The following is an 18,528-nucleotide window of genomic DNA, read 5'->3' as shown; positions in this document are numbered from 1 at the left end:
TTAATCGTTCTCTCCTTGTTTCTCTGATTCGGTCATGTTGGCGTGAATTTGTAAAAGAGTCTGGCGGAATTGCTTCAGATCGGCCGAGGAAATTCCTTTTACAAAATCGTGATTGGCATCACGTTCGACAGGAAGAGTCTCCTCCACAAGCTGTCGGCCTGCTTCAGTCAAATGAAGCAAATAGGCCCGACGATCCTGTGGGCTATTGACACGCCGTACCCAGCCCTTCTTGTCCAACAAATCAATAATTCGAGTCGTGGTAGGCTGGTCCTTCACGGCCTTAGCTGCAATTTCTTTCTGATTTAAACCCTCAGCCTGATAGATTTGGTACAGAACCGACCATTGTTCTGGGGATATATCATAAGGTTTGAGGCGCTGCAAGAGCTGCTGACTCATTTTGCGGTGAGTAATCCCGAGTAACATCCCAATGGAACACTCGGAAGGCAAGTTATTCATAGATACTCCTTTCTGTTTCCCGTACATAAATTACTTCGAAATTAATTAGTTGTTATAACAATTATATGAACAACAAGTTATTTTGTCAAAGAAAGTTGTTCAGCTTTTGGGTTCTGCCATCACTAAAGCAAAACAAAAAAAACAGCCCGTAAAATACGGGCTGTTTGGGTTGATATAGTATCGTTTTGCCATGACTGGAAAATTAAGCTTTAGGTACAGTTTCCCAGTCCTTCAGGAAGCGTTCGATACCGCTGTCTGTCAGCGGGTGTTTCCACAGAGAAGGGAGCAAGGAACCTGGAATGGTGGCAATATGTGCACCAGACAGAGCAGCATCTTCTACATGCTTAATATTACGGATGGATGCAGCGATGATTTCGGATTTCAGACCATGAATGTCCAAAATTTGTCTCAGCTCACGAATCAGCTTCATACCATCAACAGCAATATCATCCAGACGTCCTACGAACGGGCTGATAAAAGTAGCGCCAGCTTTGGCTGCCATCAAACCTTGAGCCGCGGAGAAAATCAGTGTTACATTCGTTTTGATTCCGTTCTTGGTCAGCTCGTTACAAGCGTACAAGCCGTCTTCGGTCATCGGAAGCTTGATAACCACGTTGGGTGCCCACTTGGCGATATCATAAGCTTCTTTGAGCATATCTTCAGCCTTCAGACCAATAACCTCAGCACTTACGGGACCTTCAACGATACTGCAAATCTCCTGAATGACTTCCTTGAACACTCGACCTTCTTTAGCGATCAGTGAAGGGTTCGTTGTTACACCATCAACCAGACCCAAACGTTCAATACGTTTGATTTCTTCAATGTTACCAGTATCCAAGAAAAATTTCATTTGATTTCCTCCTCAGGTTTATATAATACATAATACATATCACATGCGATGTACAATAGTTCATTTAAATGTAGCATATTGCACACGTTAAACTTATAATTAGTATGTATTACATTCTTAATTGTGACACATTTTAAATTCGAAAACAAGCTGTGTATGATTAAAATTTGATGAATTGTCGGAAGAAGCTGAAATTTACCGATCCATGCTCGTCTATAATGTATACTACCCCACTCCATAAGGAGGTAATCACTATTCAACTGTCTGAAAGACAGCGGGAAATTGTTGAAATTGTCCGGCGTCTGGCACCTGTTACGGGGGATAAAATTGCTGAAACACTGGGACTGACGCGTCCGACTCTCCGTTCTGACCTTGCTCTGCTCGTTATGCTCGGGCTGGTGGATGCCAAGCCGAAGGTAGGCTACCTGCCAGGACGTTATCCTAAATATGATAGTCATATCGGCAACATGCTCAAAAAGCTGACTGTGGCAGATATACTTAGCGATCCGATTTTGATTTCCGGTGACACGACCGCCTATGATGCGGTGCTGATGTTGTTTCAGCAAAATACAGGCACGCTGATGGTCACAGGGGAGGAGCAGGAGTTCATTGGGATTGTTACCCGCAAGGATTTGCTGAAGGTCATGCTGGGGCATACCGATCTTCACACCGTCCCGGTGACCATGGCCATGACGCGCCGGGCCCAAATGACGACGCTTGCTCCAGAAGACACTTTACTGGAAGCGATATTGAGACTGATTCGGCATCAGGTCAATTGTCTTCCAGTTTTGGACGAGCAATGTAGCTCCTCAACTCCAATTCGGGGGTTGGTAGGACGGGTTACGAAAACGGATATCATGAATGCCATTCTGAGCTTGACAGAAGAAAAAACGTAAAACATTGAATAAGGGGGCCTTGTATGTACTGGTTGGCCATGCTGACGATGCTGATTGACCATGTCGGACTTGTGTTTTTTCCGACGGATCCAGCTTGGAGAATTGCCGGCAGGCTTGCTTTTCCAATCTACGCGTACGCGCTGTATTTGGGATATACTCATACCCGAGACATACGGAGCTATATGCTCCGTCTACTCGGACTGGCTCTGATATCTCAAGTTCCCTATATGCTAGCGTTTGATGTGCTTAGACCGAACGTAATCTGGACGCTATTGGCCTCATTGTTCGCGCTGGCTGCTGCATCCCGCTTGAAGCACTGGACGGCTGTAATGGTTCTGTACGTCCTTTCAGCTCTGGTTATGGAGCTCAGCCAGATGGATTACGGAGCCTATGGACTGCTGTTGGTTCTCATTTATCGATACACCCGTTCATATATGATGATTGCAGCCCATTTTATTTTGAACGTAGTGTATGATATAGTGCATCACGCGAATCTCCAACACTTTAGTCTGCTGTCCAGCATTCTGATCGTATGTTTTGCAACTGGAGAAAGCGGATTTTATAATAAGGTACCGCGCTGGTTGTGGCGTAGCTTTTACCCGGTACATCTGGCTGTTATCGCGGCAATTCGTATCTGGCCCTAATCTATATCTTATACAGCAAAAGAACCTTTAAAACCACAACATAAATGGTTTTAAAGGTTCTTTTGTTTTCCTTTATTAAGCTAGCCAACGTTTAGGATACCTTGTTGGGACCTTGGGCAAAAGGAAGTGGGCGAAGGGGAGCACCTTCCTTCATGTATTGCACCAACACTTCTGGAATATTATGTATTCCACCTGCATTGACGCGATAGCCGTTTGTTTGCCCGGGCGAGTTAATCCCCCGTTTCACCGTGAACGTAACGTCAATTCCCAAGGAACGGCAAACTTCCAGCGTCTCCTTGGTATACCCACCATAAGGGAAGGCAAGTACATTCTGATCATTGTGTAGATGCTTAAACAGCTTCTTGTCAGCCATGCCCAAGTCGGTATAAACCCGCTGTTTGAATTCATTCTCGGTTTCCATTCGCCCCAGCTTTTTCGAATACACCGGACCCATCAGAAGTGGCTTTTGTTTGGTGCGCGCTGTGTTGGAGTATCCGTAAGCATGCTGGTCATTGGTATGGTTGTAAAAATCAATACCCTCGGCATGCATCTGATGAATTTGATCCCATGTCAGCTTAGGAATTCCAATATGTTTGGGATTGCTGATCGTGGACGTGATAAGAAAATTGGTTGCCGGTACCTGGTACTTTTTCAACACAGGAAAAGTGTCCGTATAAAAGGACTCATATCCGTCGTCGAATGTCATAAGTACTGCATTATCAGGAACCTTGGCTTTATGTAAAATAAAGTCCGTATACTCTTTCATCGTGATCCAGTGGAAGCCGTTAGCTTTCATTTCGTCCAACTGCCTCGTTAAATTACTAAGCTTGAGAGCGCCGGGATCAGGTGGAGTCTTGGTCACCTCATGATACATCAGGACAATTACTTTGTTTTGGTAATATACTTTATCTGGTGTAGGCGTCAGTGAGAATAAATGGCGTACCAGTCGATCTGCATGAGCTGTACGTGTACGATGAGTCCCTTTAACTGTAGGGGTGTGGTATATGCTACGTGCTTCATACACCAAAATCCCTAAAATAGCCAACAAACTTATGATTAGCAACGTTCTTTTAAAAAAAGTGTGTTTCATTGAATGACATCCCCCGCATGCAAAAAAATTCTGAAAGTATAGAGGTTTATACTAAATATGAAACTAGCAAAATCTAGTCTATCATACCGAAAACATGCGGGGGAAATATCACAACTTTGTTACCTCTGTGTTGCTTTTACAGATACCGATGAAGAGGTCGGGAAGTAACCGATCTCGACGGCATGCTGGATCATGTTCCGAATAAAGTTAAGGTCGGTTACCGGGCATTGAACGCCAGCTTGTTCCAGCAGAGCTGCGGTTACAGAGCATCCGTAACGGTAAGCTGAATCCTTGGCTCCGTCACCTTCCAGTTGTCCCATAGCAAGGTGAAGGGCATCCTCCTGAATGCCGGAAGACGGATTCAGCAGCCAAGCGCTGTAATCGTCAAAAGGCAGAGTTTCTACTGCGTAACCGAGTTGGTTTACCATAGCGATCAGTTCATCATATGGCAGTGGGTTCGGATTGCAGATATGGAAAATGCGGTTTGCGCTTTTTTGATGAACGGACAGCTCTACGATAGCACGGCTGGCGTAATCAATCGGTGTGAAGTCCGTATGCCAATCGGCTTGTGGCGCTTTGCCCAGCAGCAGCATCGCCTTCATCATACGATAATAAGCATTGCTGTCGATATTTCGCTGGAAGCGTCCGTTGGCCGAATGGGCTGTCAAATTGCCTGCGCGATAGATCGAGACAGGCGTACCCGCTTGAGCTGCTTGGAACAACAGCTTCTCCGCCGAGAGTTTACTGTTCGTGTACAGGTTGTCCACGTTCAGTTCTTCTGGGAAGGCAGAAAGCTCCAATACCGACTCCCATTTTCCTTCGTTAGCAAGATCCTCCGGTATTCCCATAGTAGAGACATGATGGAAGGATACTCCTGGCTTGGCTTGAGCGATTTTCAGCAGTTCCAGTGTTCCGGTTACATTCGTGCGATCGAAGGCTACCGAATCACCAAAATGGCGAACGTCAGCGGCGCTGTGAATGATGCCGTCGATTTGGTGCTCCAGCATATGGCGGTCGACGGAAGAGAGACCCAGATCAGCTTGCTCCAGATCCCCATAGACAGCTTTTACCCGTCCTTCGATCAAGCTGGAGATATCTTGTCCAAAATATCCCGTCAATACGGACTGAATACGCTCGATACCGGATGGACCGTCCTGAGAAGGGCGTACCATCGCGTATACTTTGGCTTCTGTCCGTTGAAGTAGGTCATACAGAATGTGCGAGCCCAGATAGCCTGTAGCACCGGTCAACAAAATCACGCGCAAGTCGCGGACTTCAGCTAAGTCAGAAGCACCAGACAACTCAATAGGATGCTCATTCAAGTCCATTTTTTCTTGAGAAATCGCGAGTGGCTTGCGTTGTGGCGTTTGTTCCGTACCTAATTGTTCCACATATTCAGCAAGCTCGCGAACGGTTTTGTAGCGGAAAAAATCTCCGATGCGCAACGCGCCATAGCGCGGTTTTAGAATAGCCAGCACATGAATGACACGAAGCGAATCGCCCCCGATCAGGAAGAAATCATCGGTAGCGCCAATGTTATTTTTACCAAGCACTTGAGTCCATGCTTCGGCAATGAGTGTTTCGGTTCCTTCTCGGAGAGGTTCCCCGCCAAATGAAAGATCAGACGCTTCGGGAAGTGGTCGCAGGGCCAGCTTTTTGCGATCGATCTTGCCAGTTGGTGAAATTGGCATGGCTTCTAGATGAACGACATGGCTTGGTACAAAATAAGAAGGCAGCTTGCCCCCAATATAAGACTGAATAACGTCTTGTGGAATGGATTGTCCATCCGAAGTGGTAAAATAGCCAACTAACATGTTCTGATCTGTGTGATCTTTGACGGCTACTACAGCGACGTCCTGAACACCTGGATGTTTGGAAAAATGGTCTTCAATTTCTCCAATTTCAATCCGATTCCCCCGAATTTTGAGCTGTGAATCCTTGCGGCTTACGTATTCAATCGTACCGTCTGGCAGCAGCTTGGCGATATCACCCGAGCGGTACATTTTTTCACCCGGAACAAAAGGATTGTCCACGAACGATTGGGCTGTACGTTCTGGCTGATGGAGATAGCCATGGGCCAACGCAGGCGTAGCAATGCATACTTCGCCCGGAATATTGACAGGGCAAAGCTTGTTATCATCGTTAACGATATACACTTTGTAATTGTAAATCGGCTTGCCGATCGGAATATTGACGACATGCTCAGGCACGGCACCACGGACTCGATGGGTCGTCGTCGCTACGGTGCATTCGGTCGGTCCGTATACGTTTACGATGTCGGTATCTGTACCGAATTTGCTTTGGAACGCTCGAACTTGTGAGCCGTACAGCGCTTCGCCTGCCACGGTAACGATCCGTACCTTAGCGAGTTTGCGATAACCTTCGTCTGACAAGTACGTAGATAGCTGATTAAAGAATACGGTCGGCAAAATGGTAATAATCGTCGTGCCTGTACGTGCAATGGCTTCAGCGAATTCTTCAACAGATACACGTTCTTCGGCAGACAGCAAGTACAATTTTGCACCGTAAAACAAGGCTCCAATTGTATCCCAAACGGATGCATCGAAGCTGTAGGTTGCAAATTGGGTCAATACATCCTGAGGTGTAATGTCGCAATCGCGTTGCACGACAGCTCCTAGGTTAACGACACCGCGGTGAGCGATCAGGGCACCTTTCGGTTTGCCTGTAGAGCCGGATGTATAGATGACATAAGCTAGATCATCCGGACTTACATTAACGTTTGGATTGCTTGCAGCATAGCCTGCCAGTGGTCCGTTAATTGCTAAAATTTCTTTTACCGTCTCAATGGAACCGCACAGTTCAGTCGCTTGTTCCATGAGTGCGGAAGTTGTTAAGACAAAAGGAGAACGCGTGTCTTCGACAATGTAGCTGCTCCGGTCGGCGGGGTGGGCGGGATCAACAGGCACATACACTCCCCCGGCTTTCAGGATACCCAGAAGGGAAATAACGGTCTCCAAGCTTCGTTCCATGAAGATAGTCACGAATTCACCTTTGGTAAGACCTTTAGATAACAAGACACGTGCGACTTGGTTAGCACGTTCGTTCAACTCACGGTACGTGTACTCTCCAGTGTGGGAAGCAATAGCCGGACGATCAGGGTATTGTGAAGCAGCCTCCTCAAACATTCCATGAATAGTTTGATGCTCAGGATATTTCACGACTGTATTATTTAAAGCTTCGTGAGCAGCTCGATCTGCATCTGATAATATATCAATGGAGTTCACAAGTGCATGGCTGTTGGTTAGCGCGCCGCGCAAAAGAGTTTCAAAGTATTCTGCGTATCGGACAACCGTTGTTTCCAGCAAGAGTGATTGATCATATCGGATCTGTATTTGATAAGTGCCATTGTGTTCACTAACAGCCCAGTCCATAATACGGGATTCTACTCCGCTGTCCGTAGGCAGATTTGCCGAAAATGAAGTATCGGCTTGTGGTTCTGCAAGGTATGCATTAGGCTCACGGAGCATCTCCTGAAATAAGTCTGCTAGTTCATGAAAAGTCGTTTCCTTTTCAACTGTCAGCGAAGCTGTAAGCAGACCGGTTTGTGGCACAAATGTAGAAAAAGAAACTTCTTCTTCTGCGGATAGGCGATATACCCATGCAGTATATGCTGATAGGAGCAACGCTTGTTTGTCTTCCGCAGTTTTTTGCTGATTTAATTGTTCCGAGATGGACGCTTCTAACTCTACTTGATAAGTAGAGGATGTATGCGTGCGTTGTATACGTGCACAATCCAAGGGAACTAGGAATGGGGATGGGGTTGTCTGTGTGCTGTTTTGTAGTAATGAAGCCATTACGCTAACCTCCTGAATGTATGATGTCTTAATATAAATGGTAAACTCAGTAAATGCCTCCGATCCCTTCAAATGCATGAACAGGAGGGAGGCATTACCGAATGATTTACTTATAAATGTTGGAGCGGATAAATGGTTATTATGATTTGGTACGGTTGGTGTCTGCAATTTTGAAATAAGATGTAATTTCTTGAAGCTCTTCAGACATGGACGTCAATTTATGGGATGAATCAATGATCGAATCCAAAGAAGCTTTTTGCTCCTCCACCGTTTGCACAATGTGAACACTGTTATTGGCTGTTTTGGTTACAGTGGAAGAAAGATCGTCTGCTGTCGCGGTCATTTCCTGTGTACCCGCAGATATTTGCTCAGTAGCGCTGGAAACTTCTTGGATTTGCCATGCTACATTTTTAGTTGCTTGAAGAATATCATTGAACAGCACGCCTGCTTGTCCGGCAACGACGATTCCGTTTTGAACTTCAACGTTTCCTTGCTCCATCGACTTCACAGCTTGTCCGATTTCACTTTGAATTTCTTCAATCAGGGACGTGATTTGTTTGGTTGCATCCGCAGATTGTTCTGCCAGCTTACGTACTTCACTGGCAACAACGGCAAAGCCTTTACCTTCTTCACCAACGCGCGCAGCTTCAATAGAAGCGTTCAAAGCGAGCAGGTTGGTTTGACTGGAGATGCCTGAAATGGTACTGATGATATTGCCAATTTCCTGCGAACGACTGTCCAGCAACTTGATGATACGGGAAGTATTGGTGACTGTATCGGTAATCAAGTGCATTTGAGATGATACCTTGCTTACAATCTCATTGCCTTCGTTAGAACGTTTTTCTACCGAATTGGCTTCTTCCGCAACATTGGAAGAACTCGTGGCAATATTTTGAATTACCGAAGCCATTTCAGCCATGGCACGTGCACTATCGCCTGTTGCTTTTTCCTGCGAACGGATATTCTCCGTAATTTCACTGATGTTTTGATTGATGATGTTGGAGTTGATTCCGTTTTGTTCGCAGATTGCGAGTAGTTCCTTGGCAGATTCATTAACTTCATCAGTTGTCTGCTTCACTTTGGTCATAATGCTGTTAATATGACTTACCATATCGTTGAAATTCTGATTTACGAGCCCCAAATCATCATGACCTGCATGAATTTGAACATCCAGATTTCCTCTGCTTACTTCACTGATACCGTACATCAGTTGCTTAATCGGGGACAGCGTGCGCTTCACAACCCAATATTGAAGCGCCAGGCAGATTAGTAGGAAAATCACTAAAATGGTAGCGCCGCTAATGAGCAGCTTGGTTAAGCCGGCAGGTACGGCGCCAGCATCTGCATCGACTGCAAAATATGCAAAGATTTTGCCACTTGAATCTTTAATCGGAGTCATCAAAGTCGTCCATGTACCAAAAGAATCATCGTAGAAGCTGGTAAATGTTGGTTTGCCACTGTCCAGCATACCGGTTACGCCGACTGCCACGACATTGGGTTGCTCGTACATAGAGCCAACGAGCAGCTTATCTTTTTCAAATGCTTCTCTGAGATCCGTTGGCATCGCCACAATAGAAGTTAGATTGCCATTTTCGAGCTCCGTCCCGAATATATAGGCATGAGAGATATTCGGATTGGTCGCCATGATGTTATCTAGGTACGTGCGGAGTTTGGTTTGAACGGGTCCATCATAGTTTTTCTCTTGAACCGCTTGGGTTACTTCATCGGAATTAATGCCCTGGGCCCACTTCAATGTGATTTTTTCCACTTGCCCATGCAATTGGTCTATCAAAATCGTACGTTGGATCAAATAGCTAGACACAATAAGGACTAGCCCAATCAATACGATGTTGAAGAAGGATAATAATAAGTTTTTGGTGAAGAATGATAAGCTACTCCACTTTTTCAAAATGTTCCACTCCCTGGTTGTATTTTTGTATATGGTGTTGAACCGCTTATCGAATGAGATAATCAAGTTCCCCTTACAAACATAATAATCGAGATAATAGACCCTTGAATTTTATGTAATAGGTCTTAAGTCCTTTTGCAGACAAGTATGATATCCCTATATATATGTCGTACGAAAAGCCCTTGAAATGAATACCTTACACAATAAAAAATTAATTTTTAATAGGTAAACGCTGTCTGTGATTCAGTATATTCCAATTTATACTTCTACTTGAAATTCGACTTCATTACAGTCCATAAGCAACTATTCAACAGAAACCATCATACTTTATAATAGAGTCAAATGCACTTATCAATTTGGGACATTTTTCATATTTAACGTTGGAAATGCTTGATTTATCGCGGTTTTTGTAAATTGTTTGCGAAATGAGTCCTTATATCTATGCAAAGAGAAGAGGGATAAGAAGAATGTCCAAGCTTACGATTTTAAAGGTTGAGAGTCATCACGAGGATTTGCATGAGTTGATTCAAAGGCTGGATGAGGACTTGCTGGAAAGGTATCCTGCCGACGAAATTTACTTGGTCGATTTTACCAATCCGAAAGTTAAAGAAATGGTTTTCGCTGTTGTGTATGTGGACGAAAAACCGGTGGCTTGTGGAGGGCTTAGGCCTATAGATGCGGAAGAAATGGAGCTCAAAAGATTTTATGTCGATTCCTCTTATCGCAGACAAGGAATTGCGGTGAGCCTATTATCTTTTTTGGAAGAGGAAGCCAGCAAACGGGGAGTTGTAAGGATTAAACTGGAGACCGGAGCGGCTCAACCTGAAGCGATTGCTCTCTATACCAAGCGGGGATACGAACCTATTGAACGATTTGGGGAGTATGAACACGATGAAAACAGCCTGTGTTATGGTAAAAAGCTGTCTCTGTTATTATAAAGCGTTCTCTTATAAAATGGATGATGATCAATACTAGCCTATATAGCGGGAGAGATGATAATGAATTTGAAGCAAAAAGCAGCCGAAAAAGCAGTTGAGGCGATTCAGGACGGCATGAAAGTAGGACTTGGTACAGGCTCGACAGCCTTTTGGGCTATTCAAAAAATTGGTGAGCGTGTAGCGCAAGGATTACATATACAGGCTGTAGCTACATCCCAAGCTTCGGAGGATCAGGCCAGGGAGCTGGGAATTCCCATCATTCCGTTTGATCAGATTGGAAGGCTTGACGTTACCATCGACGGTGCAGACGAGGTGAACGAGCAGCTGGTGCTGGTGAAAGGTGGAGGCGGAGCCTTACTGAGAGAGAAAATTGTGGAAAGCAATAGCGACCGATTAATTATTATTGTCGATGAGTCCAAGGATGTGAAGGTACTGGGTGCATTTCCTTTACCCGTTGAGGTCGTACCCTTTGCCAGTGAATGGACGTTGGAGGCTTTGCGGCAGACGGGCTGTAAAGCGGAGTGGCGTATGAAAGACGGCGAGCGCTTCCTTACGGATAACGGTAATTATATTGCTGATTGTCGCTATGGTACGATTGAGAATCCGCAGGAGTTGGAAAGCCGCTTGAATCAAATTCCGGGTGTAGTCGATAACGGACTGTTCATTAATATGGCGGACCAAGTTATTATCGCACGGGCCAATGGACAGATCGACGTCCGTAACAAGTAATGTTTAGGACCCGCCTGCTTCATCATGTGGCGTTGATGTTATTGATTTTATATACAGGGCTTCTATTATATTGGATGTTTCTCGGTTTTGGTCGTACATTACGGCCAGGACCCCCGTATTCGTATAATATTGTTCCGTTTGATACGATCAGGCAATACTGGCGGGCAATGGAGTCGTTTCCTTTTCGGGTATGGGGTGTTAATTTGCTCGGCAATATTGGCGTATTCATTCCCTTCGGTATTCTTGTGCCTATCATTTGGGTGTCCATGCGAAGTATAGGCAGTCTGTTGTTAACGATAGTGATCGCACTGGTCATTCTAGAGGTGTCCCAAATGCTGCTGGGCGCAGGTACAATGGATGTAGATGACATCATATTGAACGTTCTGGGAGTATTATGCGGCCGTGTTGCCTACATGTTTTTACGTAAGAAGTTAGGGATTACAACATAATCGTCCTGCTCTCTGGATCAGTGCATTAAGACTGACTGAGAGCGGGCTTTTTTTACATAATGAACTGTAACCTTCACATAATAGACGGTAATTCCTCCATTTATAGGCCGTAGGAGCAGGGGAAGGAACGCTTAAACTTGACAAAAGTGCACAATTAAGATATCTTGGAATAAAGATATGAGTAACGGAGGCTGTTAATATGTCTGTAAAACCAGATGATCAGGACTTAGCGCTTAATTTGTTCGTTGTTCTGGCTCGTGCTTATAATTCGGTCACGTCCCGTACGAATCGGGACATTCATAGTCATGGTTTAAATACAACAGAATTTGGAGTGCTTGATCTGCTGTATTATCGGGGACCACAGCCTTTGCAGAAGATTGGAGAAAAGGTACTAATCTCTAGTGGGAATATTACGTACGTGGTAGATAAACTTCAGAAAAAAAACTTGCTTACCCGTCGTGCATCACAAGATGATCGGCGTGTGATTTATGCAGAATTGACTGATGATGGACGCCATTTCTTTGAGCAAATATTCCCGCAGCATCATCGTGTCATTATGGAGACCGTAGATGGCTTATCTGTGGAAGAGAAGGAGCAGGCTATTCATCTGTTAAAAAAGCTTGGACTCACGGCTGAGGGACAGAAGAGTAACGGATCATAAATTGTGCGTGTGCAGGTTAAATCTGCTTTAGATAAAATACCGACTTCTCGGTATTTTATTTTTTTGTCGTATTTTGGGGGAGTAGGGTTAATGTAGAGGCGTAAATCAGGTATAATTATCTAATAGTCACGTCCGGAACAAATTCCTAGTACCTGTTTCGAATACAAAACCTTGTCGGGGAAGGAGCTGTACATGAGTATACAGCAATATACCGCAGGTGAATCGCTATTGATGCAAGCAGGAGCTTTGGCTGAATTAGTTACCCATAAGCAATACGAATTACAGCCCGATCTTTTGCAGCGTTTTGGGGATAACGGTAAAATAAAGACAAAACAGGATTCTATATATAGTTTGAACTATTTAGCTGAAAGTGTAATCATGAACAGCCCTATTTTATTTACACAGTATGTTTCTTGGTTAAAAAAGCTTCTGGAGGGTTTCGGCATAACCCAAGAAGACTTGAGCATCAATTTCAGATTAATCCAGGAGACGTTGGTAGAGCACTTCGATCATACAGATAAAGCTATGGTGCTGGAGCATCTGGATTTGGGGATACAGCAAATAGGGAAGAAAGAGGAGTATGCCTCTTTTATTACAGATGATAATCCCTATGCTGCTGACGTGGCTCAATATTTGGAACATTTACTCTCAGGTAATCGCAGACAGGCTTTGGATTGGATCGTCCGTTTGCTGGATGAGGGTATCTCTATTCAACATACGTATAAATATATTTTTCAAATTTCGCAATATGAAATAGGTCGTCTATGGCATGAAGGCAAAATCACCGTTGGTCAAGAGCATTTTTGCACTGCTGTGACTCAATTTATTATTTCCAGCCTGTACCCCCAATGGATGGGAAATGGAAATAAGGAACGCTGCCTCGTGGCGGCGTGTGTAGGCAGCGAGCAGCATGAAATTGGTCTGCGTATGCTGGCTGATATATTTGAAATGGATGGTTGGGATACGTATTATTTAGGCGCCAATGTACCTAATCGGAGTCTGCTTCAGGCCATTGTGAGTTACGAGGCGGATGTGGTGGCTATCTCAGCTACCATGGCTTACCATGTCCATCTAGTGAAAGAGTTGATTGCTCTCATTCGGCAAGACCCAACGACTAGCCATGTGAAAATTATGGTCGGAGGCTTGCCTTTTAATCTCGATTCCCACTTGTGGCAGGAAGTAGGGGCGGACGGATACGCACCAGGTGCAGAGGAAGCGCTGGAGGTTGCAGGGGACTTACTTTCGCTCAGGAAATAAGGTTAGTTATGTGAACCTGTAGTCATTTTGTAAAGGGGGCCTTTTAATATGAAGGAACCGACAGCAGAAATGGCTGTCCTGCGGAAAACGGTCGAACAATTAACGGATGAGATTGTGAAAAGCAAGGCCGAGGAAGAAAAGTTGCTGAATGAATTTTCATCAATGAACAACGAGCTGGTCAATCTGCAGCGTCAACTTGCCAAAAGCAATGCGGAATTAACACGGACGAAGGAAGAAGCGGTACGGGCTAATGACCTAAAGAGCACTTTTCTGGCTGTGGTTAGTCATGAATTTAGAACGCCAATGAACGGAATACTTGGAATGATTGAAATGTTAGGTTCATCCAAACTTTCCCCAGATCAACGGCAGGCCATCGATGTCATACGTGAGTCAGCCTCTCTGTTGTTGAACATGATTAATAATCTGCTCGATATATCTAAAGTGGAAGCAGGACAGATGGAACTGGAGATCGGAAACGTCAGAGTTCAGGCGATTATGAGCCACGTTGCTCAGTTGTTGGAGCCACAAATCTATCAGATGGGTAACCGTTTGAGTATAGAGACCGATTCCGGTGTGGCAGAGCATTTGGAGGGAGATTCGGCAAGGATCATGCAGATCTTGCTCAATCTGTTGAACAATGCGAATAAATTTACCAGTGAAGGATTGCTCATCATTCGAACAAAATTGGTGGAGGAAACAAAAGATTCCCAACGTGTTCGGTTTGAGGTGCAGGATTCGGGTATTGGTATTTCACCGGAGGATCAGAATAAGCTGTTTCAGCCTTATGTACAAGCCGGTGAAGGCAGCGCCTCCCAATATGGAGGAACGGGTTTAGGGCTATGGATATGCAGTTCATTTGTGGAACTCATGCAGGGAAAAATTGGGGTCGTCAGTAAAGAAGGCCAAGGCTCTACGTTCTGGTTTGAAATTCCCCTCATGAAAGGATCGGAGCAAGCAGACGAAATGGAGAAGCATGAAAATGGTGATTTGAAGGCATTTAGCGAGTTGCTGCGTGAGCATAGTCATTCTCAAACTATTTTGGTAGCTGAGGATAATCGGGTGAATCGGCAGGTGGTGCAATTACAGCTTAACCACCTGGGATTCCAGCATATTGATTTTGCTGAGGATGGACAAGCTGCTGTAAGAGCGGCCTCCGAACGATCCTACGCTTGTATTCTAATGGATCATCATATGCCTCTGCTGAATGGTCATGATGCGGCAAAAGCGATCCGCCAGCGGGAAGCAGAAAACCAGCAACCCCCTGTACCGATCATTTCTTTGACCGGAAATGTATCCGAGGAGGATCAGGCACGGAGCCAGGAGGTTGGAGTGAACGATTACTTGATGAAGCCAGTAACGATTGAAAAGCTCTCTGAAAAGCTTGTAAAATGGCTTCCAAAGCCGGAAACCGAGCCGATTTTGGATGAGGAAGTTATACGTGAAATTATGCTGCTGGACGAGGATGGCAGCACGGGACTACTGGAGTCATTGGTCGAAATGTATACGAGTGATACACCTGCCAAAATCAATAAGTTAAATGAACTGGCTGCTGCGGGCGAAGTTACAAAAGTAGTAGAGGCTGCTCATGAGTTGAAATCAGGCAGCGTGAGTCTGGGTGTCGGACGTTTGTCCTCGTTGCTGTCCGATATTGAACAGCTTGCACGGGAGAACCGACTCGAGAATGCGAAAGCGAAGTTGTCTGCGCTCCAATCTGTCTATCAAGCAACGTGTTCAGAACTGGAACGTTATATTCACCAGTGCTAGCCAGGTTTCCCCCTTGTTAGACTTGCATACGGAAGGAGGACGTAAGAGACATATATGAAAGAACAGTTGCGTTCTATTCACCCGCTGGCCTGGACGATTATTGTCGGTACTATTTTTGGGCGGATGGCGACATCCATGAGTATCCCGTTTTTGTCTATTTACCTTACCACCCGTTTAGGGGTGTCCCCCTTTCATACGGGGGTGATCGTATCGGTCAGCTCGTTGGTCGGCATTTTTGCCAGTTTTTACGGTGGATATATTTCAGATCGAATCGGACGGCGTAAGGTGATGCTGGTGTCCATTGCGAGCTGGGCGCTTGTATTCGTTGCTTTTGCGTTGGCGGAAGCGGCCTGGGCCTTTTTTGTCATTAATGCTCTGAATGGCCTGTGCAGATCCTTGTTCGAGCCAACCTCACGGGCGCTGTTATCAGATGTAACCCTGAAGGAGAAAAGACTGCTTATCTACAATATGAGATATGCGGCCATTAATGTTGGGGTGGTGGCAGGGCCGTTGCTTGGTTTAATGCTAGGATCTGCATCCACGGGTACGCCGTTTATGGTAGCTGCTGGTGTGTACGCATTGTACGGGGTACTGTTGTTGATCCAATTTGCCCGGTATGCATCGGATCTGCATATAGGTACAACAGCGGGAGAGGCTCCACTGCGAATGGGTGAGGCATTCCGTACAGCCAGCCGTGACCCGGTGTTTATGCCAATTTTGCTGGGAACGGTATTTTGTGTGATGGGCTATGCGCATTCCAATTCCACAATGCCTCAATTCTTGTCCTTATCCTTCGCAGAAGGAACCCGATGGTTTACATACATGCTGACGGTCAACGCGGTTTGTGTATTGGCATTTCAATATCCGCTGGTGCGACTGGCAAGCCGATTTTCCCCGGTGAATTCCTTGATTGCAGGGAATATATGTATTGCGGTCAGCCTGTTGCTGTGCGGTATGCTAAACTCAGGCTGGATGTTTATACTGGATATGGTGCTGTTTACGGTTGGTGAAGTGTTATTGTTCACGATGCTGGACGTATTGATTGACCAAATTGCAGATGCTCAATATAAAGGGACCTACTTCGGTACAATCGGCTTTAATAATTTGGGAAGCGTGCTGGCTCCTTTATTTGGTGGCTGGTTGCTGGATATCTATGGTCAAACGGCGCCGCTTGCCGTTTTTGTTCCGGTTGCCCTGTCGGTTGTGATTGGTATTCCATTCCTTCTGGTCGCACGCCGCCGTCTGGTGCAGCGTACAGCACGGATCGCGGCTCAGGGAGGAAAATCGGTGCAGCAACTGTCATCATAAAAAGGGAGTTGAGTGCAGGATGAAGTCGGAAGAAAATGCGCTACGAATCATACAATATATGAATGATCCGCAGGTACTGCAAGACTTGCGCTATGTGCGAGAGCTGAAGTTGCCACAAGGATGTATTGCCGCAGGCTATGTACGTAACCGGGTTTGGGACAAGCTCCATGGCTATACAACTGCTACACCTTTAAACGATATTGATGTTATTTATTTTGACCCGAAAAATACGCTAGAGGAACGAGATGAGTATCTAGAATTGTCCTTGAACCGTAAGCAGGCTGGACGTAACTGGTCTGTCAAAAATCAGGCTCGGATGCATATTCGCAACGGTGAGGCTCCGTATTCCTCGGTAGAGGATGCGATGAGCCGCTGGCCAGAGACGGCAACGGCTGTGGCGGTTAGAATGAATGACAAGGATCAAATAGAGGTCATTTGTCCGCATGGATTGGAAGATTTACTGGATATGCGGGTACGGCAAAGCCCTTTGTTTCGTCACACAACGGCTTTTCGTCAGCGTGTATTTGAGAAGCAATGGCTTGATAACTGGCCGTTGCTTATTATGGAGAATTAGAGTGTAATCCTAATTTCAGGATATTAAGGAGAGACGACAAACAATGTTTAAAAATATAAAAACAGATTCAGATCGTGAGGAGGTTCTGGAGCTGTTAACCTACGCTGTGCTGGATCACCCTGAACGCGGAGAAGCAGCTTTACGTACCTATCAAGCCTCGGATGACTGGAAGCTGTTCGGTGTAGAAGATGAAGGACTTATTGTAGGTATTGTCGGCTTTGAGGAGCAGGAGGATGGGACAACCGTAATTCGTCATCTGGCCGTGTTGCCTGAAAACCGTCATAGAGGATATGCCAGAGGTATGCTGCTTACGCTCATTCAGGAGCGTAATCCGAAACGGCTTACTGTGGACACGGATGCGGAGGGGGCAGATTTCTTCCGCAACGTGGGCTTTGCCGTCTATGGATCAGAGGATTTGCCAGAGGGTGGGCAATTCCATTGTGTATATGAAATAGACGAAGAATAAGCGAATCTCCGGGTCCCGCGTCCCTTTTTCTACATAAGATATGTTATGTAGAAAGAGGGAGGTGAGTTTCATTGGCGTACCATTACACAGCGATTGGAGATTCTTTAACAACAGGTGCAGGGACGTTGCTGAGCGGCGGATTTGTACCTATCTATCGGCGAATGACAGAAAGACATCTCCGTACGCCAGTCAGTTACGAGAATCTGGGAATCAATGGGCTGACATCGCAGGAGTTGCTGTCAATGGTCCGCAACAATCCGCTTTTTCGGTCGGCGCTCAGCCGGGCTGAACTTATAACCGTAACGATCGGCGGAAATGATCTGCGCCCATACATCAGCGCCCTTGCTGGAGGTTCCGGCTTGTCGGGTTCTTCCATTCCGCAAGCGTTGAATCACACAAAAGAACATGTGCGCCAAATTGTACATGCCCTGTATCAGATAAAGTCCGGTCAGCGTGAGCCATTTATCATCCGAATGGTGGGATTATATAATCCTTTTCCAGGGGTGAGGGAGGCGGGAGTATATGTGCGCCAGTATAACTCGTTTCTCTATACATTGGGCGGACCAAATTACCGGGTGGCGAACATTTATCCCGCATTTGAGGGCTATGAACGGGCACTGCTTTCGTTAGATCGGGTGCATCCGAACAGTCGTGGTTATCGCGTGATTGCGGAAGAGCTGAATCGGCTTGGTTATGCGCCGTTACGGTGAGCGTGAGAGGAT

The 18,528-nt window shown here is 45.6% G+C and carries 17 protein-coding genes; 12 read left to right on the top strand and 5 right to left on the bottom strand.

Annotated elements, in window-relative coordinates:
• Both WA407_RS05070 and fsa read right to left on the bottom strand, forming a co-directional pair.
• Positions 1-456, bottom strand: coding sequence for a MarR family winged helix-turn-helix transcriptional regulator (locus WA407_RS05070; protein ID WP_336076899.1), 456 nt, complete (start codon positions 454-456; stop codon positions 1-3).
• A 202-nt stretch (positions 457-658) separates the two neighbouring features.
• On the bottom strand, positions 659-1,306 hold the full coding sequence (gene fsa / locus WA407_RS05065; protein ID WP_013309811.1) for a fructose-6-phosphate aldolase: 648 nt from the start codon (positions 1,304-1,306) through the stop codon (positions 659-661).
• A gap of 218 nt (positions 1,307-1,524) precedes the next feature.
• On the opposite strand from fsa, the gene WA407_RS05060 reads away from it, so the two are divergent.
• Entirely contained in the window at positions 1,525-2,202 is a 678-nt protein-coding gene (locus tag WA407_RS05060; protein ID WP_336076898.1) for a CBS domain-containing protein, read from the top strand.
• A 23-nt stretch (positions 2,203-2,225) separates the two neighbouring features.
• Positions 2,226-2,846 (top strand): TraX family protein, encoded by a 621-nt coding sequence (locus WA407_RS05055; protein ID WP_235308083.1) that lies wholly within the window; start codon positions 2,226-2,228, stop codon positions 2,844-2,846.
• A gap of 91 nt (positions 2,847-2,937) precedes the next feature.
• On the opposite strand, the gene WA407_RS05050 is transcribed toward WA407_RS05055, so the two are convergent.
• The 3 genes from WA407_RS05050 to WA407_RS05040 form a co-directional block, all read right to left on the bottom strand.
• Positions 2,938-3,936 carry a polysaccharide deacetylase family protein gene (locus WA407_RS05050; RefSeq protein ID WP_254327897.1) on the bottom strand — a complete coding sequence of 333 codons (999 nt, stop codon included), beginning with the start codon at positions 3,934-3,936 and terminating at the stop codon, positions 2,938-2,940.
• Between the two features lie 119 nt (positions 3,937-4,055).
• Positions 4,056-7,751 carry a non-ribosomal peptide synthetase family protein gene (locus WA407_RS05045; protein ID WP_336076897.1) on the bottom strand — a complete coding sequence of 1,232 codons (3,696 nt, stop codon included), beginning with the start codon at positions 7,749-7,751 and terminating at the stop codon, positions 4,056-4,058.
• Positions 7,752-7,890: 139 nt separating this feature from the next.
• A complete protein-coding gene (locus WA407_RS05040; RefSeq protein WP_061831317.1) occupies positions 7,891-9,660 on the bottom strand; it encodes a methyl-accepting chemotaxis protein in 1,770 nt (589 codons plus the stop codon).
• A 467-nt stretch (positions 9,661-10,127) separates the two neighbouring features.
• Here WA407_RS05040 and WA407_RS05035 point away from each other — a divergent pair, with 467 nt between their 5' ends.
• The 10 genes from WA407_RS05035 to WA407_RS04990 all read left to right on the top strand — a co-directional run bounded on the left by WA407_RS05035 (position 10,128) and on the right by WA407_RS04990 (position 18,516).
• A complete protein-coding gene (locus WA407_RS05035; protein ID WP_235308086.1) occupies positions 10,128-10,598 on the top strand; it encodes a GNAT family N-acetyltransferase in 471 nt (156 codons plus the stop codon).
• A gap of 60 nt (positions 10,599-10,658) precedes the next feature.
• Entirely contained in the window at positions 10,659-11,327 is a 669-nt protein-coding gene (rpiA, locus tag WA407_RS05030) for a ribose-5-phosphate isomerase RpiA (RefSeq protein ID WP_235308087.1), read from the top strand.
• Positions 11,327-11,776 carry a VanZ family protein gene (locus WA407_RS05025; protein ID WP_336076896.1) on the top strand — a complete coding sequence of 150 codons (450 nt, stop codon included), beginning with the start codon at positions 11,327-11,329 and terminating at the stop codon, positions 11,774-11,776. Before rpiA ends, WA407_RS05025 begins: the two co-directional genes overlap by 1 nt.
• Positions 11,777-11,975: 199 nt before the next feature.
• Entirely contained in the window at positions 11,976-12,437 is a 462-nt protein-coding gene (locus WA407_RS05020) for a MarR family winged helix-turn-helix transcriptional regulator (RefSeq protein WP_013309820.1), read from the top strand.
• A gap of 192 nt (positions 12,438-12,629) precedes the next feature.
• Entirely contained in the window at positions 12,630-13,694 is a 1,065-nt protein-coding gene (locus tag WA407_RS05015) for a cobalamin B12-binding domain-containing protein (protein ID WP_235308088.1), read from the top strand.
• 48 nt (positions 13,695-13,742) lie between these two features.
• A complete protein-coding gene (locus WA407_RS05010) occupies positions 13,743-15,458 on the top strand; it encodes an ATP-binding protein (protein WP_235308089.1) in 1,716 nt (571 codons plus the stop codon).
• A gap of 54 nt (positions 15,459-15,512) precedes the next feature.
• Positions 15,513-16,766 carry an MDR family MFS transporter gene (locus tag WA407_RS05005; protein WP_235308090.1) on the top strand — a complete coding sequence of 418 codons (1,254 nt, stop codon included), beginning with the start codon at positions 15,513-15,515 and terminating at the stop codon, positions 16,764-16,766.
• Positions 16,767-16,785: 19 nt separating this feature from the next.
• A complete protein-coding gene (locus tag WA407_RS05000) occupies positions 16,786-17,340 on the top strand; it encodes a nucleotidyltransferase family protein (protein WP_061831324.1) in 555 nt (184 codons plus the stop codon).
• A gap of 43 nt (positions 17,341-17,383) precedes the next feature.
• Positions 17,384-17,806: a GNAT family N-acetyltransferase gene (locus WA407_RS04995; protein WP_069291686.1), complete on the top strand. Its 423-nt coding sequence runs from the start codon at positions 17,384-17,386 to the stop codon at positions 17,804-17,806.
• Between the two features lie 71 nt (positions 17,807-17,877).
• Positions 17,878-18,516, top strand: a complete 639-nt coding sequence (locus WA407_RS04990; RefSeq protein WP_235308091.1) for a GDSL-type esterase/lipase family protein — start codon at positions 17,878-17,880, stop codon at positions 18,514-18,516.
• Positions 18,517-18,528: the final 12 nt, after the last annotated feature.

Origin of the sequence: Paenibacillus sp. 203 (genome assembly GCF_037027525.1) — a bacterium.
Taxonomy (GTDB): domain Bacteria; phylum Bacillota; class Bacilli; order Paenibacillales; family Paenibacillaceae; genus Paenibacillus; species Paenibacillus polymyxa_B.
Note: the sequence above shows the minus strand (reverse complement) of the source record. Positions and strands in the feature narration are given on the sequence as shown.

Bases quoted from the DNA above. Each gene is read 5' to 3' on its own strand.
- fsa (WP_013309811.1), bottom strand. From the start codon at position 1,306: ATGAAATTTTTCTTGGATACTGGTAACATTGAAGAAATCAAACGTATT.
- rpiA (WP_235308087.1), top strand. From the start codon at position 10,659: ATGAATTTGAAGCAAAAAGCAGCCGAAAAAGCAGTTGAGGCGATTCAG.
- WA407_RS05050 (WP_254327897.1), bottom strand. From the start codon at position 3,936: ATGAAACACACTTTTTTTAAAAGAACGTTGCTAATCATAAGTTTGTTG.
- WA407_RS04995 (WP_069291686.1), top strand. From the start codon at position 17,384: ATGTTTAAAAATATAAAAACAGATTCAGATCGTGAGGAGGTTCTGGAG.
- WA407_RS05010 (WP_235308089.1), top strand. From the start codon at position 13,743: ATGAAGGAACCGACAGCAGAAATGGCTGTCCTGCGGAAAACGGTCGAA.
- WA407_RS05060 (WP_336076898.1), top strand. From the start codon at position 1,525: ATGTATACTACCCCACTCCATAAGGAGGTAATCACTATTCAACTGTCT.
- WA407_RS05045 (WP_336076897.1), bottom strand. From the start codon at position 7,751: ATGGCTTCATTACTACAAAACAGCACACAGACAACCCCATCCCCATTC.
- WA407_RS05015 (WP_235308088.1), top strand. From the start codon at position 12,630: ATGAGTATACAGCAATATACCGCAGGTGAATCGCTATTGATGCAAGCA.
- WA407_RS05005 (WP_235308090.1), top strand. From the start codon at position 15,513: ATGAAAGAACAGTTGCGTTCTATTCACCCGCTGGCCTGGACGATTATT.
- WA407_RS05020 (WP_013309820.1), top strand. From the start codon at position 11,976: ATGTCTGTAAAACCAGATGATCAGGACTTAGCGCTTAATTTGTTCGTT.
- WA407_RS05055 (WP_235308083.1), top strand. From the start codon at position 2,226: ATGTACTGGTTGGCCATGCTGACGATGCTGATTGACCATGTCGGACTT.
- WA407_RS05000 (WP_061831324.1), top strand. From the start codon at position 16,786: ATGAAGTCGGAAGAAAATGCGCTACGAATCATACAATATATGAATGAT.
- WA407_RS05025 (WP_336076896.1), top strand. From the start codon at position 11,327: ATGTTTAGGACCCGCCTGCTTCATCATGTGGCGTTGATGTTATTGATT.
- WA407_RS05070 (WP_336076899.1), bottom strand. From the start codon at position 456: ATGAATAACTTGCCTTCCGAGTGTTCCATTGGGATGTTACTCGGGATT.
- WA407_RS05035 (WP_235308086.1), top strand. From the start codon at position 10,128: ATGTCCAAGCTTACGATTTTAAAGGTTGAGAGTCATCACGAGGATTTG.